This is a genomic window from Rhizobium sp. PP-CC-3G-465 (assembly GCF_004343445.1).
Taxonomy (GTDB): domain Bacteria; phylum Pseudomonadota; class Alphaproteobacteria; order Rhizobiales; family Rhizobiaceae; genus Ferranicluibacter; species Ferranicluibacter rubi.
On sequence record NZ_SLYH01000001.1, the window covers coordinates 1,288,714 to 1,310,341 of the forward strand.

Consider the following 21,628-nt stretch of genomic DNA (forward strand, 5'->3'; position numbering starts at 1 on the left):
GAATCTGATGGGTGGTTAACAATTTTCGATGAGATAACGGGTGCATCCTGGCATTGCCGCTGCGCGACACCTGCCCTGGATGATTGCGTGGTGATGCGACGAAGGTTCCCGCGACGCGCCCAAGCGCGTCGCGCCGGGGCCGTACGCGCCAGTCGTTCAGGAAGAGGATCAGAGGCGATAACGCCAGGCGTCAGGCGAGTTCGACGACCTTGCCGTTCTGGAGCGTGATGCGGCGGTCCATCTTGGACGCCAGATCATAATTGTGCGTGGCGATCATCGCGGCGAGGCCGGATTGCTTGACCAGAGCCTTCAGTGCTTCGAAGACATAGCCGGCCGTCTCGGGGTCGAGATTGCCGGTGGGCTCGTCGGCCAGAAGCACGAAGGGCGCGTTGGCGACGGCGCGGGCGATGGCCACACGTTGCTGCTCGCCGCCCGACAGTTCGGACGGCCGGTGTTCGGCGCGGTGACCGATGCGCATGTAATCGAGCAAAGCCGAGGCGCGTTCGCGCGCTTCCTTCTTGGAGAGGCCGGCGATCAGTTGCGGCATCATGATGTTCTCGACGGCCGTGAATTCCGGCAGCAGGTGATGGAACTGGTAGACGAAGCCGATCTCGTTGCGGCGGATGGCCGTGCGCTCGGGATCGCTCAGCGAGCCGCAGGCCCGGCCATTGATCGAGACCTCACCGGCATCGGGCCGCTCCAGAAGGCCGGCCAGATGCAGCAGCGTCGATTTACCGGTGCCAGACGGCGCGACCAGCGCCACCGTCTGCCCACCAAGCAGCCGGAAGTCCGCACCCTTCAGGATCGAGAGCGCCTGTTCGCCCTGGCTGTAATGGCGCTCGACGCCGGAAAGCTCTAGTGCCACACGAGGGGCCATCATATCGTTCCTGTCACTCGTAACGCAGCGCCTGGACGGGATCCAGTCGCGAGGCCCGCCAGGCGGGGAAGATGGTTGCCAGGAACGACAGTCCGATGGCCATGCCGACAACCGCGACGGTTTCGCCGAGGTTCATGTCGGCCGGCAGCTGGCTGAGGAAGTAGAGTTCCGGATTGAAAATCGTCGTGCCCGAGATCCAGGAGAAGAACTGGCGGATCGATTCGATATTGAGACACACGACGACGCCGAGCGCGACGCCCGCCAGCGTGCCGACGATGCCGATGGCCGCGCCCGTCATGAAGAAGATGCGCATGACGGCGCCGGACGACGCCCCCATGGTGCGCAGGATGGCGATGTCGCTGCCCTTGTCCTTCACCAGCATGATCAGGCCGGACACGATGTTGAGCGCCGCCACCAGCACGATCAGGGTGAGGATCATGAACATGACGTTGCGCTCGACCTGAAGCGCGGAGAAGAAGGTCTTGTTGCGGTCGCGCCAGTCGCTGATCAGCACCTGCCTCTGGGCCGCGTCTTCCACCGGCTGGCGCAGGCTGTCGACGAGATCGGGATTCTCCACGAACAGTTCGATCGACTGGGCAATGCCTTCGGCGTTAAAATAGAGCTGCGCTTCCTCGAGCGGCATGAAGATGATCGACGCGTCATATTCCGACATGCCGATCTCAAAGATCGCCGACACGGTATAGGACTTCACGCGCGGATTGACGCCCATCGGCGTCACGTCGCCTTCGGGTGCGACCAGCGTGATGGTGCTGCCGGCCTGCAGGCCGAGTTGGTCGGCCATGCGCGAGCCGATCGCCACGCCGCCGCCGGCCGCATAGCCGGTGAGGTCGCCGGATTTCAGATGATCGGAGACCGACTTCATCTTCAGAAGATCGTCGGCGCGCACACCGCGCACCAGCGCGCCCGTGCCCGCCCCGCCGGGACCGGAAGCCAGCGTCTGGCCCTCGATCATCGGGATTGCCATGGTGACGCCCTTGATACCGGAGAAGCGCGTGGCGAGATCGGCGTAGTTGTCGAGCGGGCCATCCAGCGGCTGCACGATCATGTGGCCGTTGATGCCGAGAATGCGGGAGATGAGCTCCGTACGAAACCCGTTCATCACCGCCATGACGATGATGAGCGTGGCAACGCCGAGCATGATGCCGATGAAGGAGAAGCCGGCGATGACGGAGATGAAGGCTTCCTTGCGCCGCGAGCGCAGATAGCGCCAGGCGACCAGCCGCTCGAAGGTCGAGAACGGGCGGCTGGATGCGGATTTCGCCGACTTGTCGCCCGAAGGCGTTTCCTTCGGCGGCGCGCCCTTCGAGGCTGTCTTCAGTCCGGCCTTGGGCAGCGTTGCCGATGCCTTTGCCGGTTTCGGGTCCGTGGAAGCGGCGCTCATGCCTGGTCCTTATTTCGCAGCGGTCAGCTTGTTGATCGCAGCTTCGATGGTCATGGTCTCACGCGCACCGGTCTTGCGGTCCTTCAGCTCGACCTCGCCCGCCGCAACCGCCCGAGGTCCGGCGATGATCTGCGTGGGCACGCCGATGAGATCGGCGGTTGCGAACTTGGTGCCCGCGCGGTCGTCGGTGTCATCGTACAGCGTGTCGATGCCGGCCTTGGAAAGGGCCGCGTAGATCGTCTCGCAGGCCGCGTCGCAAGGACCGTCGCCAGCCTTCATGTTGATGATGACGGCATCGAACGGCGCGACGGAGGCCGGCCAGATGATGCCGTTCTCGTCATGCGACGCCTCGATGATCGCCGGCACGAGGCGTGTCGGCCCGATGCCGTAAGAGCCCATATGGACCAGATGTTCCTTGCCATCGGGGCCCTGAACCTTGGCGCCCATGGGCTCGGAATATTTGGTGCCGAAATAGAAGATGTGGCCAACCTCGATGCCGCGGGCCGAAAGGCGCTCGCCTTCGGGAATGGCATCGAAGGCTGCCTCGTCGTGCATCTCGGACGTTGCGGCATAGACCGACGTCCACTGGTCGAACACGGCCTGCAGGGCCGCGACATCATCGAAATCCGTCGTTTCCGCGGGGATATCGAAGTTCACGAAATCGCGGTGGCTGAACACTTCGGACTCGCCGGTGTCGGCGAGAATGATGAACTCATGGCTGAGGTCGCCGCCGATCGGGCCGGTATCGGCCCGCATCGGAATGGCGCGCAGGCCGAGCCGCGAGAAGGTCCGGAGGTAGGCGGCGAACATCTTGCGATAGGAGTGCTCGGCGTCTTCCTTCGTCAGGTCGAAGGAGTAGGCGTCCTTCATAACGAATTCGCGCGAGCGCATGGTGCCGAAGCGCGGACGGATCTCGTCGCGGAACTTCAGCTGGATGTGGTAGAGGTTCAGCGGCAGGTTCTTGTAGGACTTGACCGACGAGCGGAAGATGTCGGTGATCATCTCCTCGTTGGTCGGGCCGTAGAGCATCGGGCGCTCCTGGCGGTCCTTGATGCGCAGCATTTCCTTACCGTAATCGTCGTAGCGCCCGCTTTCCTGCCAGAGCTCCGCCGACTGAAGGGTCGGCATAGAGAGCTCGATGGCGCCAGCGCGGTTCTGTTCCTGGCGGATGATGCCGTTGACCTTGTCGAGCACGCGCTTGCCGAGCGGCAGCCAGGAATAGATGCCTTGGCTCTGCTGGCGGATCATGCCGGCGCGCAGCATCAGGCGATGCGAGACGATCTCCGCTTCCTTGGGGTTTTCCTTCAGGATCGGCATGAAATAGCGGGACAGACGCATGAACGGGTTCCGGAGTGGCGCCTTCCGTTTAAGCACGGATTCGGGCGAAATGAGGTTTGCTTACGGCCTGTGCCTTGTGCGGGGCCGTATGGACGAACGGCGGACGATGCGATCCGATCTTTCGAATCCCGCAACATCCACGCTGGAGGTCTTAAACGCTTCGCGGCGGGATGAAAACCCGTGTGGGGCCGAGTGGCGCGCAGAGCCTGTGGCATAGGCAACCTGCCCGCTTTCTGCGACAGATCGAAGCAGGAAAAGGGAGCGCGAGTAACGGCAAATGACCTCTTCGTGTCAATGAATATTTTTTGCTGGACTGTAGCATAAATGCAAAAAAACCTGATGACACCTGCGCTGTTTTGGGTTAGTTTCAGCCCACAAAACAGGCAGGAAGATTAAATTCTTGTCGACGTCGCGGAAAAGTCTTGGGAGGATCAGATCTTAGGCGCGGTCATACGCAGCCACCGGTAACGGTTACGGGTCACGCGATTGCTTAGAAAACAAGGCTTTTAGCCTTGTTTTTTTTTGGCTTTTGGACATGGGTTCCGGATAAGGATGGGCAACGAGCATCATCTTCCTGCCGATACAGGGGCCCTACCCTTGTGTTCGCTCGAGCATCTGCCAAACTATTGAGCAAATGCTTATCGACTAAAACTATAGTTCAACCTGCATAAGGTTACTCCGCCCTCATCCGTCGTCCGCGTTCTCAATAGAACTTCGGTGCGAATTGCGGGATGGCGTCGATCCCGTATCCGTAGCGAACGGAGAGGATATACCAAACGACATGGATCACGGCCGCGAGGATCGTCGTCAGTCCGAAGATGCGCAATGCCCGAAACCGGGCTGGGGCGCTTTCCACGCTTCCCGGCACCACATCGCTCTCCTCCGCCTGGGTGCGCAGACCGATCGGCAGAACGATGAAGAGCGTCATCCACCAGATAATGAAGTAGATGGCGAAAACGGAAAAGATCGGCATGGCAACATCCCGGTTGAGGAGCTGACCGCTCTTATACGCCGGGCCGGGCCGGGCCGGAAGCCGGACGCACATGAAAAGGCCTCCGGCGCGACAGCGACGGAGGCCTTTTCTCTTTGCTGAAAACAGCGTGACATCAGGACATGCGGTTGATGAAGACGGTGACGACCGGCTTCTTGCCCCAGACATCATTGGCCGTGCCGCGAATGGCGCGACGCACGGCTTCCTGCACCATGGCAAGATCCTTGCGGCGTGCGCGCGGAATGCTCTCGACCGCGCCGAGAACCGCGTCGTAGAGCGTGTCGTTCATGTCCTCGCCCTCGTCGTCGAACTCGGGCAGACCGATCGGCACGACGATCGGGTCGGAGGCGAAGTCGTAGCGCGCATCGAGCACGACATTGACAGAGACATGGCCGGCAAAAGACAGCTTGCGGCGGTCGCCGATGCCCATTTCCTGGAAGTCACCGATCAGCCCGCCATCCTTGAAGATGCGGCCGTGCGGTGCTTCGCCAATGACCTGCGCCATGCCGGGCGCAAGCCGCAGGATGTCGCCGTTGCGGACACGCGGTACATTCGGGATGCCGGACTGGAGCGCAAGCTCCATCTGCCCGACGAGGTGTGCAGCTTCGCCGTGGACCGGCACCAGCAGCTTCGGGCGGATCCACTGGTACATCTGCTTCAATTCGTTGCGGCGGGGGTGGCCCGACACGTGCACGAGTGCATCGCTATCCGTGACGATCAGAATGCCCTGTTCGATCAGGCCGTTCTTGATCTCGCTGATCGCCTTCTCGTTGCCGGGAATGGCGCGCGAGGAGAACACGACGGTGTCGCCGGCGGTGAAGGCCACATTGCGCATCTCGTCGCGGGCGATCTTGGCCAGCGCGGCGCGGGGCTCGCCCTGGCTGCCGGTGAGGATGACCACGACCCGGTCGCGCGGGATGAAGCCGAATTCGTCTTCGCTGATGAACGGCGGAATGCCTTCCATCAGCCCGACGTCGCGGGCGACCTGCACCACGCGCTTCATGGACGAGCCCATAAGCAGAACTTCGCGCCCGGCGCCTGCTGCGGCCTTGGCGATCGAACGGATGCGACCGACATTCGACGAGAAGGTCGTGATGGCAACGCGGCCCTCCGCAGCGCGGATGACCTTTTCAAGGCTTACGGACACTTCCTCCTCGGAGGGCGAGACGCCATCGCGCAGCGCGTTGGTCGAATCGCACATCAGCGCCAGCACGCCTTCGTCACCGACAGCGGTGAACCGGTCGCCATCCGTCAAAGGTCCGAGCGAAGGCGCGTGGTCGATCTTCCAGTCGCCGGTGTGGACCAGATTGCCGAGCGGGGTGCGGATGACGAGCGCCATCGGCTCGGGGATCGAGTGGTTGACGCCGACGGCCTCAACCTCGAACGGGCCGATCTGCACGCGGTCGCCCTGCTTGAAGATGGTGATCGGCACCTCGTTGCGGCTTCGCTCGTACTGGCGCTTGGCCTCCAGCATGCCGGCCGTGAAGGGCGAGGCATAGACGGGAACGTTGAGGCCCGGCCAGAGGTCGGACAGCGCGCCGTAGTGATCCTCATGCGCATGCGTGATCACGATGCCTTTGAGGCTCTTGAGCTTGTCGGCCAGGAAGCGGATGTCGGGGAGGACGAGGTCCACACCCGGAAGATCCGGGCCCGGGAAGGTGACGCCGCAATCGACCATGATCCACTCGCGGTTGGCCGCAGGGCCGTAACCATAAAGTGCGAGGTTCATGCCGATTTCACCTACGCCGCCGAGCGGCAGGAAAACCAGTTCGTTTTTCTCAGTCATCAGAGAATTATGCCTTGTTTCATCCGAAAAAGACATCGCCGGCGGCTATGTGCCGGCGCATGCCGTTTTCATCCGTGAGAATTAATTGGCCGGAGCCGTCGATGTCGTCAAAACGTCCATGGATGGACCGATCCGGAAGGTTGACCGTGATGGGGCGACCGATGCCCACAGCATGCTGCCGCCAGCGCGCAATGATGTCGCCGATCCCGAGACCGCCATTCCAGATGCCGAGCGTTTCGGCCATGGTCATGAAAAGATGTGCGAAGAGTTCCTCCGGCGAAGCGGACGACCCTTCGCTGCGCAGATGGGTTAGCGGATAAAGACCGTGGTCCGGCGCGCTGACGACATTAATGCCGCAGCCGATCACCAGAGCATAACGCCCATCTGCAAGACGCTCGCCTTCGAGCAGAATGCCGCAGGTCTTTTGCCCGCCGATCAGGATATCGTTCGGCCACTTGATCTCGGCAGCCCGTGCGCCCGCGGGCAGGACGGCTTGCATGGCGTCGCGAACCGCAAGGGCGACCGCAAGCGGCAGCGACTGGATCATCTCCAGCGGCGCGGGGTCGATCAGGAGCAGCGAGGAATAGAGATTGCCGGGTTCCGAACTCCAGGCACGACCACGCCGGCCGCGACCATCGGTCTGCCGGCCGGCTGTGATCCAGAGGTTCCCCGGATCGCCCGCACGCGCACGCGCAAGGCACTCGGTGTTGGTGGAGCCCACCTCGTCCAGGGCGACGTGGCGGAAGTCGTCAACGGACATGCGGGTGAGCCGGCTCTGGCCGCTCAAAAGAATGTCCGGGCAGCGGCCTCAGCCGCCGCACCGATGGGGCCGCCGACGATGACATAGCCAGCGATGAAGAGCCCGGAGAGGCCGTAGACCAGCTTCAGCGAACCGGACGGGCGGGCGAACTCGCCAGCCGGCTCATCGAACCACATCAGCTTGATGACGCGCAGGTAGTAGTAGGCACCGACGACGGAGGCGAGAACGCCGATGACAGCAAGCGCATAGAGCTTGGCCTCGATCGCCGCCATGAACACGAAATATTTGGCAAAGAAACCGGCCAGCGGTGGGATGCCGGCGAGCGAGAACATCAGGATCGTGAGAACCACGGCCATGAAGGGGTTCGTCTGCGACAGGCCAGCGAGATCGTCCACCTGCTCGACGTGATGGCCTTCCTTGCGGCGCATCGCGAGGATGCAGGCGAAGGTGCCAAGCGTCATGACCATGTAGATCAGCATATAAAGAACGACGCCGCGCACGCCGGCCATGGAACCGGCGGAAAGGCCGACCAGCGCGTAGCCCATGTGACCGATGGAGGAGTAAGCCATCAGGCGCTTCAGGTTCTTCTGGCCGATGGCGGCAAACGAGCCGAGCACCATGGAGGCGATCGAGATGAAGACGATGATCTGCTGCCAGTCGAGCTGGATCGGCTCGAAGGCGGTGATGACGACGCGGACCAGCATCGCGATGGCGGCGATCTTCGGGGCGCCGGCGAAGAAGGCCGTGACCGGCGTCGGCGCACCTTCATAAACGTCCGGCGTCCACATGTGGAACGGCACGGCCGAGATCTTGAAGGCGACACCGGCGAGGACGAAGACCAGACCGAAGACCAGCCCGAGCGAGCGACCGTCAGCGGTGAGTGCCGCTGCGATTTCCACGAAGCCGGTGTGGCCGGTGAAGCCGTAGACCAGGGACATGCCGTAGAGCAGCATGCCGGATGACAGCGCGCCGAGAACGAAGTATTTCAGGCCGGCTTCCGTCGAACGCAGATCGTCCCGGTTCATGGCGGCAACGACATAGGCTGCGAGCGACTGCAGTTCCAGCGCCATGTAGAGCGACATCATGTCGTTGGCCGAGATCATCAGCAGCATGCCGAGGGTCGCGAGAACCACGAGGACAGGATATTCGAACCGGTCAAGACCGAAGATCTTCGCCTGCCCTGCCGACAGGAAGAGCGCGACGATGGATGCAAACAGCGTCAGCATCTTCATGAAGCGGGCGAAGGGATCGGCGACGAAGGCGCCGTTATACGCGACGCCGTCGCCGGTGTTCGCCAGCAGAACGCCCGCAACCACCAAGAGCGCAATCGCCAGCCAGGTAACGAGACCGGAGGACCGTTCGCCCGTGAAGACGCCGATCATCAGGAGCGCGAGCGCACCGATGGCGAGCGTCACTTCGGGAAGCGACAGATGGAGACTAGCGACCAGAATATCAGCGTTCATGTTTCTCTCGCCCCGTCGTCAGTTTGCCGAGAGCGCAAGGGACTGCGCTGCCTGAACGGCGGTCGTGTAATTATTGATCAGCACATCGACGGAAGCCGCCGTGGCATCGAAGACCGGCGCCGGATAGACGCCGAAGAAGATAGTGAGTACCGCGAGCGGGTAGAGGATCACCTTCTCGCGCGGCGACAGGTCGAGCAAAGCCTTCAGCTTCTCCTTCTCCAGCGCACCGAACATCACGCGGCGATAGAGCCACAGCGCGTAGCAGGCCGAGAGGATGACGCCGGTCGTGGCGAAGAAGGCGACCCAGGTGTTCGCCTGGAAGGCGCCGAGCAGGGTCGTGATTTCCCCGACGAAGCCGGAGGTGCCGGGAAGTCCGACATTCGCCATGGTGAAGATCATGAAGATCACGGCGTATTTCGGCATGTTGTTGACGAGGCCGCCATAGGCCGAGATCTCGCGGGTGTGCAGGCGATCATAGACCACACCGACGCAGAGGAAGAGCGCGGAGGAAACGATACCGTGCGACAACATCTGGAAGATCGCACCCTGCACGCCCTGAACATTGGCCGCAAAGATGCCCATGGTCACGTAACCCATGTGGGCGACGGAGGAGTAGGCGATCAGCTTCTTGATATCCTGCTGCATCATCGCGACCAGCGAGGTGTAGATGATGGCGACGACGGACAGCGTGAAGACAAGCGGCGCAAACTGATCGGATGCGAGCGGGAACATGCCGAGCGAGATGCGCACCATGCCGTAGCCGCCGAGCTTCAGCATGACGCCGGCAAGGATGACGGAACCGGCCGTCGGTGCCTGAACGTGCGCATCCGGCAGCCAGGTGTGGACGGGCCACATCGGCATCTTCACGGCGAAGGCCGCAAAGCAGGCGAGCCAGAGCCATGTCTGCATGCTTGCCGGGAAGCCGGCCTTCAGGAGTTCGACCATGTCTGTCGTGCCGGTCTGCCAGTACATCGCCATGATGGCGAGCATCATCAGGACCGAGCCGAACAGCGTGTAGAGGAAGAACTTGTAGCTGGCATAGACGCGCTCCTTGCCACCCCAGACGCCGATGATGACGAACATCGGGATCAGGGTCGCTTCGAAGAACACGTAGAAGAGCACGATATCAAGCGAGACGAACACGCCCGTCATGACGACCTGCAGCAGCAGGAAGGCGATCATGTAGGACTTGATACGCTTTTCGATCGAGTGCCAGCTCGCCAGTACGCAGAAGGGCATCAGGAACGTCGTGAGGATGACAAACAGCATCGAAATGCCATCGACGCCCAGATGATAGGAGATACCGGTGCCGAGCCAGGCATGGCGCTCGACCATCTGGAAACCCGGGTTCGCATTATCGAACCCGGCCCAGATGAACAGCGACAGCAGGAAGGTGACGACCGTCGTTGCGAGCGAGATGTTGAGCACGTTGCGGCGACCGGAGGCGCTGTCGTCGCGCATCAGAAGCAGGAGCACAACGCCGACCAGCGGCAGGAAGGTGACCGCCGAGAGAATGGGCCAATCGGTCATCAGAAGGAGCTCCCGAGCATCATCCAGGTAACGAGTGCGGCGACGCCGATCAGCATCACGAACGCATAGTGATAGAGGTAACCGGTCTGCAGGCGCACGACGCCGCGCGTGACGTCCATGACCCGGGCGGCAACGCCGTTCGGACCGAAGCCGTCGATGACGCGACCGTCACCCTCCTTCCAGAGGAAAGTGCCGAGGCGCTTGGCGGGACGCACGAACAGGAAGTCGTAGAGCTCGTCGAAGTACCATTTGTTCAAAAGGAACTGGTAGAGGCCGCGATGCTGGCGGGCCAGCGCCTTCGGCGTTTCCGGCGACTTGATGTAGAAGTACCATGCCGTGACAAAGCCGAGCACCATGGCGATGAACGGGCTAAGCGCCACGAGAGCCGGAACATGGTGGAACTCTTCCAGCAGTTCGTTTTCGGCCGAGGTAAACAGCGCACCCTGCCAGAACTCCGCATATTCATGGCCATAGAAGTAGCCTTCGCCGAGGACACCGGCGACGATGGCGCCGAAACCGAGGATGAAGAGCGGCACAAGCATGACCATCGGCGATTCATGCACATGATGCATGACCTCATGGCTCGCGCGCGGCTTGCCGAAGAAGGTCAGGAACATCAGGCGCCAGGAATAGAAGCTCGTGAACAGAGCGGCGATGACCAGAAGCGTGAAGGCGAAGCCCGAGAGCGGCGAGTGCGAAGCGTACGTCGCCTCGATGATCACGTCCTTGGAGAAGAAGCCGGCAAAGCCGACCGGCGTGAAGGGAATGCCAACGCCGGTGATGGCGAGCGTTCCGATCAGCATCATCGCGAAGGTGATCTTGATGTGCGGACGCAGACCGCCCATGTGGCGCATGTCCTGCTCACCATCGACGGCATGGATGACCGAGCCGGCGCAGAGGAACAGAAGCGCCTTGAAGAAGGCGTGCGTGAAGAGGTGGAACACGGCAGCGCCATAGGCGCCGACGCCCAGCGCCACAAACATGTAACCGAGCTGAGAACAGGTCGAATAGGCGATGACGCGCTTGATGTCGTTCTGCACGAGACCGACGGTGGCTGCAAAGAAGGCGGTGATCGCACCGATCAGCGTGACCACGGTCAGGGCCGTCGGCGATAGCTCGAACACCGGCGACATACGGGCGACGAGGAAGACGCCGGCGGTGACCATGGTCGCGGCATGAATGAGGGCCGAGACCGGGGTCGGGCCTTCCATGGCGTCCGGCAGCCATGTGTGCAGCAGGAACTGCGCCGACTTACCCATGGCGCCCATGAAGAGCAGAAGTGCGACGCCAGTGACGGCGTCGGCGCGATCGAGATGCATGCCGAACAGCGTGATGACGGTGTCCGTCGCGTTGGCCGCACCTTCGGCCGGCAGGTAGGTCGCGGCCGTCGCGAAGATCGTCTCGAACGAGATCGAGCCGAACAGGACGAAGACGCCGAAGATGCCGAGCGCGAAGCCGAAGTCGCCGACGCGGTTGACGATGAATGCCTTCATGGCCGCAGCACTCGCCGAAGGCTTCTTGTACCAGAAGCCGATGAGCAGGTAGGACGCGAGACCCACGCCTTCCCAGCCGAAGAACATCTGCAGCAGGTTGTCGGAGGTCACCAGCATCAGCATGGCGAAGGTGAAGAGCGAGAGATAGGCGAAGAACCGCGGGCGATGCGGATCGTGGTGCATGTAGCCGATGGAGTACAGGTGCACTAGGAACGACACGGTGTTGACGACCACGAACATAACGGCCGTCAGCGTATCGACGCGGAAGGCCCATTCGGTGTCAAAACTGCCGGTCTGGATCCAGCGCATGACGAAGACCTTGATCATCTCCGTTTCGCCGAGACCGACGTGGAAGAAGACGACCCAGGACAGGACGGCAACGACGGCCATGAGGCCGGTGGTCACATATTCCGAGGCCTTCGCACCGATCTTCGAGCCGAACAGGCCTGCGATCAGGAAGCCGATGAGCGGCAGGAAGACGACCGCTTTGATGATGGTATCCATGGCCGATCAGCCCTTCATCATGTTGACGTCTTCGACCGCGATAGAGCCGCGGTTACGATAGAAGACGACGAGAATTGCAAGACCGATGGCGGCTTCCGCCGCGGCAACCGTCAGAATGAACAGCGCGAACACCTGGCCGGTGATGTCGTTGAGGAACGACGAGAAGGCGACCATGTTGATGTTCACCGCGAGCAGGATGAGCTCCACCGACATCAGGATGACGATGATGTTCTTGCGGTTGAGGAAGATGCCGAAGACGCCCAGCGTGAACAGGATGGCGCTGACGGTCAGATAGTGGGAAATACCGATTTCCATGATGTCTTGTCCTTGACCTTCAGTACCGGCTCAGAGCCCCTGCCCCGGCTTGACCTTCACCACCTCGACGGCGGTGGCGGGAACGCGGGCGACCTGCTGGGAAATGTTCTGGCGCTTGATGTTGGGGCGATGGCGCAGCGTGAGCACGATCGCGCCGATCATGGCGACGAACAGCACGAGGCCGGCAATCTGGAAGTAGTAGATGTAGTGGGTGTAGATGACGTCGCCGAGGGCGGCGGTGTTGGTGCGGTCGGTCACGGCCGGGATCGGCATCGACACCGTCTTGGCGATCTCCGGTGAGAAGGTGCTGCCGGCAACGACGATGATCAGCTCGGCCGCGAGGATCAAGCCGACAAGCGCGCCCACCGGTGCGTAATCGAGCACGCCCGAGCGCAACTGGTTGAAGTCGATATCGAGCATCATCACAACGAAGAGGAAGAGAACCGCGACGGCGCCGATATAGACGACCAGCAGGATCATCGCGAGGAACTCAGCTCCCGTCAGCAGGAACAGGCCCGCCGAGTTGAAGAAGCACAGGATGAGGAACAGGACCGAATAGACCGGGTTCCTGGCCGAAATCACCATGAACGCCGATGCGACGGCGATGAAGGCGAAGAGATAGAAGAATAGAGTCTGCAGACCCATGACCGGTGCCTTTTTCGTCTTCCCCGGAGCGATCTGCCTTCGCGCAAACCGTTCCTGGCCGACCGGAGAGGTCCGGTCGACACCCAAATTTCCAGTGTATCGCCGCCCGGGCGGGCGGCGCTGCGCCGAGATGGCGCCGTCGTCTTAACGATACGGCGAGTCGATGCCGATGTTGCGGGCGATTTCGCGCTCCCAACGGTCGCCGTTCGAAAGAAGGCGGTCCTTGTCGTAGTACAGCTCTTCACGCGTCTCGGTGGCGAATTCGAAGTTCGGCCCTTCGACGATCGCGTCAACCGGGCAGGCTTCCTGGCAGAAGCCGCAATAGATGCACTTCACCATGTCGATGTCGTAGCGCACCGTGCGGCGGGTGCCGTCATTGCGGCGCGGGCCGGCTTCGATGGTGATAGCCTGGGCGGGACAGATCGCCTCGCACAGCTTGCAGGCGATGCAGCGCTCTTCGCCGTTCGGATAGCGACGCAACGCATGCTCCCCGCGGAAACGCGGGCTGATCGGACCTTTTTCGAACGGGTAGTTCAGCGTCGCCTTCGGCGCGAAGAAATACCGCATCGACAGGAAGAACGCGCCGACGAACTCCTTGAGGAACAGCGATCTGACGGCTTGCGAAATGGCGGCCATCATTTACCTCCGAATGAGCTGGCCTTGGAGACGCCAGCGACTGTCGCGAAGCTGCGGACGGGCATCAGGCCCATCCACCGAGCTTCAGCGTGATTGCAACGATAAAGACCATGACGAGCGACAAGGGAAGGAACACCTTCCAGCCAAGACGCATCAACTGGTCATAGCGGTAGCGCGGCACGAACGCCTTGACCATCGCGAACATGAAGAACACCAGCGAGGCCTTCAGCACGAACCAGATGATGCCGGGAACCCAGTTGAGGAACCAGACGTCCACCGGAGGCAGCCAGCCGCCGAGGAAGAGGATCGTGGTGAGCGCGCACATCAGGCAGATGGCAGCGTACTCGCCGAGCATGAACATCATGTAGGGGGTGGAGCCGTATTCGACCATGAAGCCGGCCACGAGTTCGGATTCGGCTTCCACGAGGTCGAAGGGGGGCCGGTTCGTTTCGGCCAGCGCCGAAATGAAGAACACGATGAACATCGGGAACAGCGGCAGCCAGTACCAGTCGAGGAAGGAGCCCGGCAGGCCCATCATCGTGCCCAGACCGTCGCGCTGCGAATTGACGATGTCCGTCAGGTTCAGCGAGCCGACGCAAAGCAGCACGGTGACGATGACGAAGCCGATCGAGACTTCGTAGGACACCATCTGCGCTGCAGACCGAAGAGCCGACAGGAAAGGGTACTTGGAGTTCGACGCCCAGCCGCCCATGATGACGCCGTAGACTTCAAGCGACGAGATGGCGAGAACGTAGAGGATGCCGACATTGATGTTCGCCATCACCCAGTTGTCGTTCAAGGGAACGACGGCCCAGGCGGCGAGCGCCAGCGTCACCGAGACCAGCGGCGCCAGCAGAAAGAGAACCTTGTTGGCACCGGCGGGAATCACAGGCTCCTTGACGACGAACTTCAAAAGATCGGCGAAGGACTGGAAAAGACCGAAGGGACCCACCACGTTGGGTCCACGGCGCAGCTGCACCGCTGCCCAGATCTTGCGGTCGGCCAGCAGGATATAGGCGATGAAGATCAGGAGAGCGACCAGCAGCAGAAGCGACTGGCCGATCATGATGGCCGCCGGCCAGACATAGGTCGAAAGAAAACTGTCCATGGTGCCTTATTCTCCCGCGCTCATTCCGCTGCCGCTTTGAAATTATTGCGAGCCAGCGCCGAACATTCGGCCATGACCGCGGAAGCGCGCGCTATCGGGTTCGTCAAATAGAAGTCTTTCACCGGAGACGCAAACGCGGATTTGGTCATCTCACCGGCTTTTTGTGCAAGTGCGGCAATTTCGCCGTCAACGGGCTCGGCGATCGTATCGACCTCGCCGAAATGCGGGAATTCCGCGACCAGTTTTCGACGCAGCTCGGTGAGCGAATCGAAGGGTAGCTTCTTGCCCAGCACGTCGGACAGAGCCCGCAGGATCGCCCAGTCTTCACGTGCCTCGCCCGGTGCGAAGCCAGCGCGATTGCCCATCTGGACGCGGCCTTCGGTGTTGACCCAGATGCCGGATTTCTCGGTATAGGTCGCGCCGGGAAGGATGACATCCGCGCCATGGGCACCGTTGTCGCCATGCGAGCCGATATAGACCGTGAAGCCGCTCTTGCGGGCATCGAGATCGATCTCATCGGCGCCGAGAAGGAAGAGCACGTCCGTGCCCGTCACCATCTCCTGCGCCGTCTTGCCGTTCGCGCCCGGTACGAAGCCGAGATCGAGACCGCCGACGCGGGCTGCCGCCGTGTGAAGCACAGCAAAGCCGTTCCAGCCTTCGGAGATCGCGCCGATCGCACCGGCAAGCTTTGCAGCAGATGCCAGAACCGACGCGCCGCCGTCACCGATCAGGGCGCCCTGCCCGATGATGATCATCGGACGCTCGGCCTTCGTCAGCACCTCATAGAAGCTACCGCGGCCGGCGAGCAATTCGCCCAGCGTATCCGTACCGGCGCCAAGGTAATCATAGGTGTAGCGCAGTTCGGCGGCTTCACCTATGACGCCGATCGGGAACTTGCTCATCCGGAAGCGCTTGCGGATGCGGGCGTTCAACACCGATGCTTCGAAGCGAGGGTTGGCGCCGATGATCAGGAGGGCGTCAGCGTTTTCAATGCCCTGGATGGTGGGATTGAAGAGATAGCTTGAACGGCCGAGGGACGGATCGAGCGCTGCACCGTCCTGGCGGCAGTCGATACTCGTGGAGCCGAGCGCCGTCATCAGCCCCTTCAGGGCATACATTTCCTCGACGGATGCAAGGTCGCCGGCAATCGCGCCGATGCGGTCGCCGCTGGTCTTGGCCACGGCGCCCTTGATGGCGGCGAAGGCCTCGCCCCAGCTTGCGGGCTGCAGACGACCGTCCTTCTTCACGTAGGGGCGGTCCAGACGCTGCGTCTTCAGGCCATCCCAAATGAAGCGGGTCTTGTCGGAGATCCACTCTTCGTTGATCTCTTCATTGATGCGGGGCATGACGCGCATGACTTCGCGACCGCGCGTATCGACGCGGATGGCGGAGCCCACGGCATCCATGACGTCGATCGATTCGGTCTTGCCGAGTTCCCACGGACGCGCGTTGAACGCATAGGGCTTCGAGGTCAGTGCGCCGACGGGGCAGAGATCGACCACGTTGCCCTGAAGCTCCGATGTCATCGCCTGCTCGAGATAGGTTGTGATTTCCGCATCTTCGCCGCGGCCGATAAGGCCCAGCTCAGCGATGCCGGCGACTTCGGTGGTGAAGCGGACGCAGCGCGTGCAATGGATGCAGCGGTTCATAACCGTCTTCACCAGCGGGCCGATATACTTGTCTTCGACGGCGCGCTTGTTCTCGTTATAGCGGGTCGAGTCGACGCCGAAGGCCATCGCCTGGTCCTGCAGGTCGCACTCGCCGCCCTGGTCGCAGATCGGGCAATCCAGCGGGTGGTTGATCAGCAGGAATTCCATGACGCCTTCGCGGGCCTTCTTGACCATCGGCGTGGTCGTGAAGACTTCGGGCGTCTCGCCGTTTGGCCCCGGGCGCAGGTCGCGCACGCCCATGGCGCAAGAAGCCGCCGGCTTCGGCGGGCCACCCTTCACCTCGATCAGACACATGCGACAATTGCCGGCAACCGACAGTCGCTCGTGGAAACAGAAGCGCGGAACCTCGGCGCCGGCTTCCTCGCATGCCTGAAGCAGCGTGAAATGATCCGGGACTTCGATCTCTTTTCCGTCGACTTTCAGCTTTGCCATCTTCGCACTCAATCCTGTCCTCTTCCGCCGGTCTTCAAGCGACGGATCGATCGTCAAAGGGCCTTAGCGGCCCAATCTGTCCCGAGGCCATTGGCCTCGATCATCCCTGCGGGCCACGGCCCCGTAAGCTTTGGCAGCCTTAGCCGAAGCATGTCGGTTCGGCGTCGGCTCTCAGCTCTTTGCGAGCACCTTGGCCTGTTCGACCCAGCGATCCTTCACGATGCGACCGCTGGCGCTGAGCTCCCGGTCAAACCGGGCAATATCGTTCTCGTCCCAAGCCGCAATTTCGCTGAACTGCGTGACCTCAAGACTTTTCAAAACCTGCTCCAGCTTCGGGCCGATGCCGGAGATCTTCTTCAGGTCGTCTGCAGCCTTGCCGCGGCGGGCGCGCGCAGGCTTTGCAGCCGGGCTTGCCCCCTTCGCGGCCCGCGGCGAAGTCTTGGCAACGGCGGCAGAGGCTCGTGCGACCGCGGCAGCCGTTGCTTCCGCAGCGACGGCCACGAGATCGGCGACCGGCTTTTCTGCAGCCTCGGCATCCGCTTTCGGCGCACCGACCTTGGCCGCTTCATCGGCGCTGGCAGGTTCCGTCGTAGTGATTGCAGCAGATGCTGCCCCCTGCCCTGCCTGACGCTCCGCTTCGGCGGTAGCGGCCGCCTTCTGTGCTGCCTCCATGAACCCCTGCATCGCACCGAGCATGAAACCGGCAAAATGGCTTGCCATTCCGAAGCCCATCGCCGCGACCGCCGCGACCGAAGCCGTGGGATGCTGCATCAGCGGCGGCAAGGGCGGCCCGCCCTCTTTCGTCCAGCCGGCAAAACCCGCGGGATCGCCCTTTGACGACGACGAAGAGCCCTGCGCGTCTGCGGGACCGGCCTGCTCATCGTCATACGGCGACGTTGTCATTCTGTTACTCCGCGGCTTGCAGAACAGCGCCATGCGAGGAGGCGTTGCGGGTGTATTCATCGATCCGCGCTTCCATCTCGGGACGGAAGTTGCGGATCAGGCCCTGGATCGGCCAGGCGGCTGCGTCGCCGAGTGCGCAGATTGTATGACCTTCGACCTGTTTCGTTACGTCGAACAGCATGTCGATTTCGCGCTTCTGCGCGCGGCCCTGAACCATGCGCTCCATGACGCGCATCATCCAGCCCGTGCCTTCACGGCATGGCGTGCACTGGCCGCAGCTTTCATGCTTGTAGAAAGCTGCCAGACGCCAGATGGCCTTGATGATGTCGGTGGAGCGATCCATCACGATGATGGCCGCAGTACCGAACGACGACTTGACGTCGCGCATGCCGTCGAAATCCATCGGTGCATCGATGATATGCTCGGCTTTCACCACAGGGCAGGACGAGCCGCCGGGAATGACGGCCAGAAGATTGTCCCAACCGCCGCGGACGCCGCCGCAATGGCGCTCGATCATCTCGCGGAACGGCGTTCCCATCGCGTCTTCGAATGTGCACGGCTTGTTGACATGGCCGGAGACCATGAACAGCTTCGTGCCGACATTGTTCGGACGGCCGATGGACGAGAACCAGCCAGCGCCGCGACGAAGGATCGTCGGTGCGACCGCGATCGATTCGACGTTGTTGACCGTCGTCGGGCAACCGTAGAGGCCCATGTTGGCCGGGAATGGCGGCTTCAGGCGCGGCTGGCCCTTCTTGCCTTCCAGGCTTTCGAGCAACGCGGTTTCCTCGCCGCAGATATAGGCGCCGGCGCCATGGTGGACGAAGATCTCCATGTCCCAGCCGAGCTTGTTGTTGGCGCCGAGGAGACCCGCATCGTAACATTCGTCGATGGCGGCCTGCAGCGCTTCGCGTTCGCGCATATATTCGCCGCGCACATAGATGTAGGCGGCATGTGCGCCCATGGCGAAGCTGGCGATGACGCAGCCTTCGATCAGCGTGTGCGGATCGTGACGCATGATGTCCCGGTCTTTGCAGGTGCCGGGCTCCGATTCGTCGGCATTGACGACGAGGTAATGCGGGCGTCCGTCGCTCTCCTTCGGCATGAAGGACCATTTGAGACCGGTCGGGAAGCCGGCGCCGCCGCGGCCGCGCAGGCCGGAGGCCTTCATCTCGTTGATGATCCAGTCGCGACCTTTTTCCAGGATCTGCTTGGTGCCGTCCCAGTGGCCACGCGACATCGCGCCCTTCAGCGACTTGTCGTGAAGGCCGTAGAGATTGGTGAAGATGCGATCTTTATCGTCAAGCATGGCTCAGTCCGCCGATTCTTCGAGAATGTGGATCCGCCGTCAAAGCGGGTCAGTCCTTGCGTCCATTCGTCGGGCTGCCGTCGTCCGCCTCTTGGCACCGGTCGTCGGCGGCTGCCGATCCCTCCGGTGTACAAGGCTTCGCAGCCCGTGGCCAGAGCCACCGTGCGCCGAACCCGGCGCGACGGTGCCCCGCCGTTACATCATTTTGCCTCGGGCGCCGGCTTGCCGGCACCGGCTGTCAGGTCGGTCTTTTCGCCGCCCTCAGGCGTGTCCACGGATGCAGCATCCTTGGTCTCGCCGCCTTCCTTCTTGGCATTGGCAGCCGACTCGCTCTTCGCGGTGGCCGGCGTCTTCATCGTCGGGTTTGTTTCGGCGTCCGTGCTCTTCGGGCGGCCGGCTTCCGACGGGGGAACCGAAGCCCCCTCCTGCGGCGCGGGCGGTGCCGGGGGCTCGGTGACCTGATTGCGCTGCGGCGTCGGCTCCTCGGTCAGCGTCGTCAGGCCGTCGATCGGTGCGGAGAAGATGCGATCGATCTGCGGCCCCGGAACGATCTCTGCACCCCGTCCAGCCTCGAAAGTATCGATGATCTCTTCCAGGCGCTCGACCGTCAGGTCTTCATAGCTGTCCTTGAAAATCATCACCATTGGCGCATTGACGCAGGCGCCCTGACACTCGACCTCTTCCCACGACAGCGTGCCGCTCTCGTTCTGGGTCAGCGGTTGGCCATGGATCTTGCGCTTGCAGAGCGCGATCAGCTCTTCCGAGCCGCGCAGCATGCAGGGCGTCGTGCCGCACACCTGGATATGCGCCCGCGTGCCGATCGGCTTCAGCTGAAACTGGGTGTAGAAGGTCGCGACTTCGAGAACGCGGATGTAAGGCATGTCGAGCATGTCGGCGATGCTCTCGATTGCGGCCTTGGTGACCCATCCGTCCTGCTCCTGCGCCCGCATCAGAAGCGGGATGACAGCGGACTGCTGGCGGCCTTCCGGATACTTCCGGATGGTGGTCTGCGCCCACGCAGCATTCGAATCGCTGAATGCGAACTGCTGCGGCTGGACGGCTACATCGGCTAGTCGACGAACGGACATTGTTACCGCACCCTATTTCAGTTTCTCGATCCGGCGAACATGCTGTTGAACAGCGGCTCGGGTCCGGAGGAATTTTGTTCGCGGCGATCGGCCGCGGCGGAAGACTGCCCGTTCGTGGCCGACTGGGCCAGAAGACGGTCGAGCGTCTGGATGACGAAGCGGCGGGCGGCGACGGAGCGGTCCAGCATCAGCGATCGACCTCCCCGAACACGATATCCAGCGAGCCGAGAATGGCCGAAACGTCGGCAAGCTGGTGGCCACGACAGATATAGTCCATCGCCTGCAGGTGCGCGTAACCGGGAGCCCTGATCTTGCAGCGATACGGCTTGTTGGTGCCATCCGACACGAGATAGACGCCGAACTCGCCCTTCGGCGCCTCGACCGAGGCGTAAACTTCGCCGGCCGGAACGTGGTAACCTTCGGTATAGAGCTTGAAGTGGTGGATGAGCGCTTCCATCGACCGCTTCATCTCGCCGCGCTTCGGCGGAACGACCTTGCCGTCGAGTGAGGAGACCGGGCCGACCTTGGCGTCGCCGAGCAGGCGATCCACGCACTGGCGCATGATCTTCGCCGACTCGCGCATCTCGATCATGCGGATGAGGTAGCGATCGTAACAGTCGCCGTTCTTGCCAATCGGAATGTCGAAATCCATGTCGGCATAGCACTCGTAGGGCTGCGACTTGCGCAGGTCCCAGGCAGCGCCCGAACCACGGACCATGACGCCCGAGAAACCCCAGGCCCAGCAGTCCTCAAGGCTAACGACGCCGATATCGACGTTGCGCTGCTTGAAGATGCGGTTTCCGGTCAGAAGCTCATCGATATCGTCGACGGTCTTCAGGAACGGATCGATCCACTTGCCTATATCCTCGACCAACTCGTGCGGCAGGTCCTGATGAACCCCGCCCGGACGGATGTAGGCCGCATGCATGCGCGAGCCGGAGGCGCGCTCGTAGAACACCATCAGCTTTTCGCGCTCTTCGAAGCCCCAGAGCGGCGGCGTCAACGCGCCGACGTCCATAGCCTGCGTGGTCACGTTGAGAAGATGCGACAGAATGCGGCCAATTTCGGAATAGAGCACGCGGATCAGCTGCCCGCGGATCGGCACCTCTGTGCCGGTCAGCTTTTCCACGGCGAGCGAGAACCCGTGCTCTTGGTTCATCGGAGCAACGTAGTCGAGACGGTCGAAATACGGCAGAGCCTGAAGATAGGTCTTCGCCTCGATCAGCTTCTCGGTGCCGCGGTGCAGCAGACCGATATGCGGATCGACCCGCTCAACGATTTCCCCGTCAAGCTCCAGCACTAAGCGCAAAACGCCATGCGCCGCCGGGTGCTGCGGCCCGAAGTTGATGTTGAAGTTGCGGATGTTGTGTTCGTTCAT

General features: G+C 62.1%; 19 protein-coding genes. All 19 read right to left on the bottom strand.

Annotated features, from left to right (window positions below; genetic code table 11):
* Positions 1 to 190: 190 nt before the first annotated feature.
* On the bottom strand, positions 191 to 877 hold the full coding sequence (locus C8J33_RS06045; RefSeq protein WP_132663446.1) for an ABC transporter ATP-binding protein: 687 nt from the start codon (positions 875 to 877) through the stop codon (positions 191 to 193).
* 13 nt (positions 878 to 890) lie between these two features.
* On the bottom strand, positions 891 to 2,279 hold the full coding sequence (locus C8J33_RS06050) for a lipoprotein-releasing ABC transporter permease subunit (RefSeq protein WP_245507069.1): 1,389 nt from the start codon (positions 2,277 to 2,279) through the stop codon (positions 891 to 893).
* A 9-nt stretch (positions 2,280 to 2,288) separates the two neighbouring features.
* On the bottom strand, positions 2,289 to 3,617 hold the full coding sequence (proS, locus tag C8J33_RS06055; protein WP_132663447.1) for a proline--tRNA ligase: 1,329 nt from the start codon (positions 3,615 to 3,617) through the stop codon (positions 2,289 to 2,291).
* A gap of 703 nt (positions 3,618 to 4,320) precedes the next feature.
* The gene (locus C8J33_RS06060) at positions 4,321 to 4,590 is read right to left on the bottom strand and encodes a DUF1467 family protein (RefSeq protein WP_165929742.1); all 270 of its coding nucleotides are present in this window, start codon (positions 4,588 to 4,590) and stop codon (positions 4,321 to 4,323) included.
* Positions 4,591 to 4,723: 133 nt separating this feature from the next.
* Complete coding sequence (locus tag C8J33_RS06065) at positions 4,724 to 6,394, bottom strand: ribonuclease J (protein WP_132663449.1); 1,671 nt, start codon at positions 6,392 to 6,394, stop codon at positions 4,724 to 4,726.
* A 19-nt stretch (positions 6,395 to 6,413) separates the two neighbouring features.
* The gene (locus C8J33_RS06070) at positions 6,414 to 7,181 is read right to left on the bottom strand and encodes a biotin--[acetyl-CoA-carboxylase] ligase (protein ID WP_422037581.1); all 768 of its coding nucleotides are present in this window, start codon (positions 7,179 to 7,181) and stop codon (positions 6,414 to 6,416) included.
* Positions 7,178 to 8,617: an NADH-quinone oxidoreductase subunit NuoN gene (gene nuoN, locus C8J33_RS06075; RefSeq protein ID WP_110799544.1), complete on the bottom strand. Its 1,440-nt coding sequence runs from the start codon at positions 8,615 to 8,617 to the stop codon at positions 7,178 to 7,180. The genes C8J33_RS06070 and nuoN overlap by 4 nt, the downstream gene beginning before the upstream one ends.
* 18 nt (positions 8,618 to 8,635) lie before the next feature.
* Complete coding sequence (locus C8J33_RS06080) at positions 8,636 to 10,147, bottom strand: NADH-quinone oxidoreductase subunit M (protein ID WP_132447059.1); 1,512 nt, start codon at positions 10,145 to 10,147, stop codon at positions 8,636 to 8,638.
* On the bottom strand, positions 10,147 to 12,144 hold the full coding sequence (gene nuoL, locus C8J33_RS06085) for an NADH-quinone oxidoreductase subunit L (protein ID WP_110799546.1): 1,998 nt from the start codon (positions 12,142 to 12,144) through the stop codon (positions 10,147 to 10,149). Before nuoL ends, C8J33_RS06080 begins: the two co-directional genes overlap by 1 nt.
* 6 nt (positions 12,145 to 12,150) lie before the next feature.
* The gene (gene nuoK, locus C8J33_RS06090) at positions 12,151 to 12,459 is read right to left on the bottom strand and encodes an NADH-quinone oxidoreductase subunit NuoK (protein WP_062468393.1); all 309 of its coding nucleotides are present in this window, start codon (positions 12,457 to 12,459) and stop codon (positions 12,151 to 12,153) included.
* Positions 12,460 to 12,489: 30 nt separating this feature from the next.
* Positions 12,490 to 13,104: an NADH-quinone oxidoreductase subunit J gene (locus tag C8J33_RS06095; RefSeq protein WP_110726330.1), complete on the bottom strand. Its 615-nt coding sequence runs from the start codon at positions 13,102 to 13,104 to the stop codon at positions 12,490 to 12,492.
* 144 nt (positions 13,105 to 13,248) lie between these two features.
* Positions 13,249 to 13,740 (bottom strand): NADH-quinone oxidoreductase subunit NuoI, encoded by a 492-nt coding sequence (nuoI, locus tag C8J33_RS06100; RefSeq protein ID WP_110726331.1) that lies wholly within the window; start codon positions 13,738 to 13,740, stop codon positions 13,249 to 13,251.
* Between the two features lie 64 nt (positions 13,741 to 13,804).
* Positions 13,805 to 14,848 carry an NADH-quinone oxidoreductase subunit NuoH gene (gene nuoH / locus C8J33_RS06105; RefSeq protein WP_132663450.1) on the bottom strand — a complete coding sequence of 348 codons (1,044 nt, stop codon included), beginning with the start codon at positions 14,846 to 14,848 and terminating at the stop codon, positions 13,805 to 13,807.
* Between the two features lie 20 nt (positions 14,849 to 14,868).
* Positions 14,869 to 16,950 carry an NADH-quinone oxidoreductase subunit NuoG gene (gene nuoG / locus C8J33_RS06110; protein ID WP_132447055.1) on the bottom strand — a complete coding sequence of 694 codons (2,082 nt, stop codon included), beginning with the start codon at positions 16,948 to 16,950 and terminating at the stop codon, positions 14,869 to 14,871.
* 171 nt (positions 16,951 to 17,121) lie between these two features.
* On the bottom strand, positions 17,122 to 17,853 hold the full coding sequence (locus C8J33_RS06115; RefSeq protein WP_132663451.1) for a hypothetical protein: 732 nt from the start codon (positions 17,851 to 17,853) through the stop codon (positions 17,122 to 17,124).
* Positions 17,854 to 17,857: 4 nt separating this feature from the next.
* Positions 17,858 to 19,162, bottom strand: a complete 1,305-nt coding sequence (gene nuoF, locus C8J33_RS06120; protein WP_092987890.1) for an NADH-quinone oxidoreductase subunit NuoF — start codon at positions 19,160 to 19,162, stop codon at positions 17,858 to 17,860.
* Between the two features lie 200 nt (positions 19,163 to 19,362).
* Positions 19,363 to 20,250, bottom strand: coding sequence for an NADH-quinone oxidoreductase subunit NuoE (gene nuoE, locus C8J33_RS06125; protein WP_110799549.1), 888 nt, complete (start codon positions 20,248 to 20,250; stop codon positions 19,363 to 19,365).
* A gap of 17 nt (positions 20,251 to 20,267) precedes the next feature.
* Entirely contained in the window at positions 20,268 to 20,438 is a 171-nt protein-coding gene (locus tag C8J33_RS26960; protein WP_165906706.1) for a hypothetical protein, read from the bottom strand.
* Positions 20,438 to 21,628: an NADH-quinone oxidoreductase subunit D gene (locus tag C8J33_RS06130; RefSeq protein ID WP_110799550.1), complete on the bottom strand. Its 1,191-nt coding sequence runs from the start codon at positions 21,626 to 21,628 to the stop codon at positions 20,438 to 20,440. Before C8J33_RS06130 ends, C8J33_RS26960 begins: the two co-directional genes overlap by 1 nt.